Genomic DNA, 5,325 nt, shown 5'->3' with positions numbered 1-5,325 from the left:
TCTACACCATCAAATCCTGATTTTTTAACTCTTAATGCTGCATCAGCATATGCTTTAACTAAAGTTTTAATCTCATCTTTTGTTATTTCTCTTGCCCATGTTTTTGTAACTTCATTCTCCATAGTCGATGGTCCAAATATTACCCGTTCTCCTACATTAAAATCTGTCATAAATCCACCATAAACTATTTGCATAATTATATTAGTATTATATTTATGAATAGTATTAGTGAATTTTTTATATTCTTCTATAAATGAGTCATTATATATACCCATCATCCCAGGATTTGGCTGTTCATCTTCAGTTACAAAAGCATATCCAGTTATAAGGGTGGAAGCTCCACCTCTTGCTAATTCTTTATAAATTAAGGCTAACTCCTTAGTCATATGACCTTTTTCATCTGCTAAAGCTTCCCATAAGGCTCCTCTAATAAATCTATTTTTCATATCCATAGTTGAAAGTTTTGTTTTATCAAAAAGTGTTTTCATTTTTTTATTCCTCCTAAATATATTTCCTAAATCCCTTGTAACTTAGTATATATTCTATTCAAATAAATAAAAAGTACGCACTTTTTAGTAAGTTAAGTTACTTTTAAGTAACCTTTAAAATAAAAAAAGCCACTTAATACAGCGACTTTTGTTTACTTCTAATATTTTCTTTGAAGAAGTTTTTTAGTTACTTCCATAAGAATATATTTATACTCATTATTAGGTAACTTTTCAATATCTCTAAATGCTTTTTTAGAATACTTCTCTGCAATCTTTATTGAAGATTCTATCCCATCATTTTCTTTTACTAGATTTATTATATTATTTGTATCAGCTTCTCCATATTTATCTTTATTAAGAAGAATATTAAATCTTTCAGGATCATTCTTCATTGCAAGTATCAAAGGTAAAGTATATATACCATCTTTTAAATCATTACCTGATTTCTTACCTATTTCTTCATCTGTTCCAATATAATCTAATACATCATCTATTATTTGAAATGCCATCCCTATATTATGTCCAATCTCCCAAAATAATCTACATGTTTTTTTGTCACATGAGCTTTCTGCAGCACCAATATAAAGACTTAATGAAAATAATTCAGCGGTCTTCCCAGATATTCTTTTTAAATACTCTTTAACTGAAACATCTTTTTTAAATCTTGAGTTTAACTGTTCTACTTCTCCAAGACATATTCTTGACATAACCTTAGTATCAACATCAACCCCTCTTTCTATAGAAGATGTTGTAGCTAATGTTCTAAAACATAAACAAAAAAGATAATCACCTATGTAAACTGCATAATTTTTACCGTACTTAGCTTGTACAGTTTCTTTTCCACGCCTAAGTTCAGCATCATCAATAACATCATCATGAACTAAAGTTGCCATATGGAACATTTCGACTACAGCTGCTAAAGCTGTTACTCTTTCCTCATTATATTCTCCAAATTTTGAAGCTATAACAGTAAATGCTGGTCTTAACATCTTTCCACCAGAATTTAATAATTCTAAAATGCTCTTTTCTATAATCTTATCTTTACATTTAGCATTTTTACTTATTTGTAATTTTACTTTTTCAATTTCTTTATCAATTATAGGGTAATTGCTCCAAAATTTACTCATATTCATCCCCTCGTTTCCATCTTTAGATAGTTAAAGGGATGTATCAAAAGTAATTTGATACATTCCCTTTTATTTTTAGTTTTATTTATTTCCACCATGTATTTCATATATAGGTTCTCTTTTTCCCATCCAGAAATTATGTGTAATCTTATTAATCCAAGGCATTACATAATAGTCTAGACCAAAAGTTCTTCCAGCTCCACACATTAATGCAATACTCCCAAATGTAAACCATAAGATTTCAAATCCCGCCATTGCTGAGAATATGAAGTTAACTGTCATAAATGCTGATGCAGCTGATGCTAAGAATGTAAATAATCCAGCTATTAAGCATAAGCCAATTGCTATTTCAGTTAATACAACTATTCTTTGGAACCAAACTGCTATTTCAGGATTTGGCATAAAAATTTCCATTATTGATTCATAAAATTTAGGCATACTTTCAAATATAGGAGTTGGCATGTTAGTTGCTGCTCCTTCTGCTGCCTGTGAAGCTCCTGAAACAGTATCTTGAAGCCATGTAAATGGCATTTTAACATTTCCCATCTTCATCCAGCTATCCCAACCAACTGTTAAGTTGCTACTTAATCCATCTACATATGCACCAATACTTCCACCTGCTGCATCTGAAGCTTTTGAAGCTGAATCAAAGGCGTTAGCCCATGTTTCTTCTCCAACTAATTTCTTAAGTCCTTCTATAAGCCATAAAAAACCTATATATACTCTTAGGGGAACAAGCCATAATCTATTTCCTCTAGATGATAAATGACCTCTCATTATACATCTTCTTTCTTTCATAGCAAAGAATTCATGTTGAAGGTAATTATATACAGCATGTACATCGTTAACACTAAATAAATAAACCATATTTATAAGGTGTTTCATAACCATTGCAAAAAATCCTGATAATTTCATTCCCATTAAATTAGCTACTGCATATCTTCCACCGATAGATACCATGAATCCATGATAGTTTGACTTAAATTCAACCTTTTCTTTATTTTCCATTGAAGCTATTATATTCTTTACTGCTGTTACTGCTGTTTGTTCTGCTGCTTCAACTATTTGTGGATTACCCTTTCCTTGTTCTTCTTCAACATAAGAAATATCTCCAACAACATATATATTTTCTTTTCCGTCTGCTTGCATATACTTATTAGCAGTATATCTTCCAGCTCTTCCTTTTTCAAGTCCAATTTCATTTAAATCTTGATTAGCTTGTACTCCACAAGTCCAAATTAAAGTTTCTGTAGGAATTACTTTACCACTCTTTAATTTTATAGTGTTTTTTGTTACTTCTACAATTGGAGAATCTTTTAAAATTTCAACTCCATGTTTTTTCATATACTTTTCAGCTTTATCAGCTTGTTTTCTATCTAGCATATTTAATATTGTTGACATTGCTTCAACTACTAATATATTAATTTCTTTTTCATCTACTCTATACTCTCTTGCTAAAGTAGTCTTCCATTCAAGTAACTCTCCAGCCATTTCAATACCGGTAAATCCAGATCCTGCAACTACAAATGTAAGCATTCTCTTTCTTATTTCAGCATTTCTCTCATATGATGCTTCTTTAACTCTGTCTTTTATGTGAGCTTTAATTTTAAGTGCATCTTCAAGTGACCATAAAGTGAATCCATTTTCCTTTACTCCTGGAACTCCAAAGAATGCTGGCTCACTTCCTGTTCCAATAATTAAATAATCATATTGAAACTCACCTTGTTTTGTCTTAACTACATTATTTTCACTGTCTACATTTTCTATATAGTCGACAACAACATTAACCTTTGTTCTGTGAAATATTCTTGAAAGTTCAATTTTTACTGATTCTTCTGGAACTCTTCCCCCAGCCACTTCATGTAACTCAGTCATTAAAGTATGGTAAGGATTCTTATCAATTAAAGTAATCTCTACCTCATCATTTTTTTTATACTTTTTTGATAACTTTTTTGCTGCATGTACACCTGCATAGCCAGCACCTAAAATAACTATTTTAGTCGTCATATAATTACCTCATTTCATTTATTTTGCATGTTTATTCTATAGTTAATAATTATAACTGTCTACTATGTTTTATTACTTAATTTCAATAGTTTTGATAATAAAATTAATTCTTCGTATGTTCTATATCCCTTTATTTAAGCCATTTACACTATTCTTTTTCAAAAACTAAATACTACTTAGTCATAATTTTTTCGAATTCATTATAAAAATTTTATATAACTATACTTATGTTAATATAGTCCCTATAATTATAGTAACTACATATACAAAACTACTTAATGCAAAATTTTTTACGGAAAGAACAAATGTCTCAGACTTTATTTGTTTTTCTTCAAATAATTTAATATTTTTGTTCAATATAATCAAAGTTAAAAGTGATAACAATGCAGTTACTGGTAATATTTTAATTATTACCCCTGTTATAATTGCTAAATATCCTATATAGTACAATAATTTATATAATATAATAGCTCTTCTTTTACCTATATAATATGGAAGTGTAAACCTCTTAACTTCTATATCATCCTCTAAATCACATATATTATTTGATAGCATTATATTAGATATACCTGTTATAAGCGGTATTGAAATAATAAATATACTTATTCCTTCAACTATATTAAAGTTCCCCACAATATTTGGTCCATCTAAATATATTCCAAAAAAATTATAATCAATAATATTAACATATATAGTTAAAAATGTAATGAATAATCCCATAAAAACTCCTGAAAAAGCTTCTCCAAGAGGCATCCTAGAAATGGGTATTGGGCCAAATGTATAAAATATTCCTACAAAGAAACATATAGCACCTATTAAAAGTACAAGAATGTTTGTCCTTAAAGTTAATACTATTCCTAGTAAAGTTGCTGTACTTAGCAATACACCTATAGTAACTAAAGCTATTTTTTTAGAAATCCCATATTGAAACATAGGATTTTTACCTTTATAATCACCACTTAAATGTTCTAATTCATTTTTATAATCACAATAATTATTAATTGCAGTAGTTGCCATATCGAATGTTATCATTGAAGTAAACATCAGAATCATATTTATTAAATTTAATTCTCCATATCTGTATAAGCTATATGTAACCCCAATAATAAATGGTATTACACTTGCTATTTTTGTAAGTAATTCAACAAAACTTACATATGCCTTTAAATTCATAAATCCCCCTTTTATATTACAAGTTTAAATCCTTCTTTATTTAAAATTCTTTCTAATTCCTTTTTAAATAAGTTAACCTTTTTCTTTAAAGGATTCTCTATATTTTTTTTATGAGTAATAAAAAGATCATAGGACTTTTCATATTCCTTACATCCTAAATCAAATAGAGTTCCTTTCTCTAAATCTTTTCTAACAGCAATCATTGGTACTATTGCTGCTGTGTTTGAATTCATTAAATATTCTCTTATTGTACTTAATGAATTAGTTTTTAATGATATTTTAGATTGATCTAATTTCTCAATCTCTTTTGAACAAGGAGTTAGCTTATCATTTAAAAATGCAATAGATAAACTATCTATTTTAGTGTCTTTAGCCTCCTCAGTTCCCACAAGTATAAGCTTGTCTCTACCTATATAATTTGATGATAAATCTACATCATGTATTATATTGCATCCTACTATAACATCACATTTATTATGAAGTAATAATGATTGCTCATTACCTTCTATATGGTTATTTATATTTATGTT

5 protein-coding genes are annotated in these 5,325 nt (G+C 28.5%); all 5 read right to left on the bottom strand.

What is annotated here, in order from left to right:
* The coding region (locus RSF37_RS14735) for an oxidoreductase (protein ID WP_442878736.1) at nt 1-488 on the bottom strand (488 nt) is incomplete at its 3' end.
* Between the two features lie 158 nt (nt 489-646).
* Nucleotides 647-1,615 carry a polyprenyl synthetase family protein gene (locus tag RSF37_RS14730; RefSeq protein ID WP_332565136.1) on the bottom strand — a complete coding sequence of 323 codons (969 nt, stop codon included), beginning with the start codon at nt 1,613-1,615 and terminating at the stop codon, nt 647-649.
* An 81-nt stretch (nt 1,616-1,696) separates the two neighbouring features.
* Nucleotides 1,697-3,622: an FAD-dependent oxidoreductase gene (locus RSF37_RS14725; RefSeq protein ID WP_332565135.1), complete on the bottom strand. Its 1,926-nt coding sequence runs from the start codon at nt 3,620-3,622 to the stop codon at nt 1,697-1,699.
* 225 nt (nt 3,623-3,847) lie between these two features.
* Nucleotides 3,848-4,795 carry a 1,4-dihydroxy-2-naphthoate polyprenyltransferase gene (locus tag RSF37_RS14720; RefSeq protein ID WP_332565134.1) on the bottom strand — a complete coding sequence of 316 codons (948 nt, stop codon included), beginning with the start codon at nt 4,793-4,795 and terminating at the stop codon, nt 3,848-3,850.
* An 11-nt stretch (nt 4,796-4,806) separates the two neighbouring features.
* Nucleotides 4,807-5,325 (bottom strand): hypothetical protein (locus RSF37_RS14715; RefSeq protein WP_332565133.1); only part of this gene is annotated, 519 nt, incomplete at its 5' end.

The sequence above is a fragment of the Clostridium sp. genome, assembly GCF_036643715.1.
Taxonomy (GTDB): domain Bacteria; phylum Bacillota; class Clostridia; order Clostridiales; family Clostridiaceae; genus Clostridium.
This window is presented reverse-complemented; position numbering and strand designations above follow the sequence as displayed.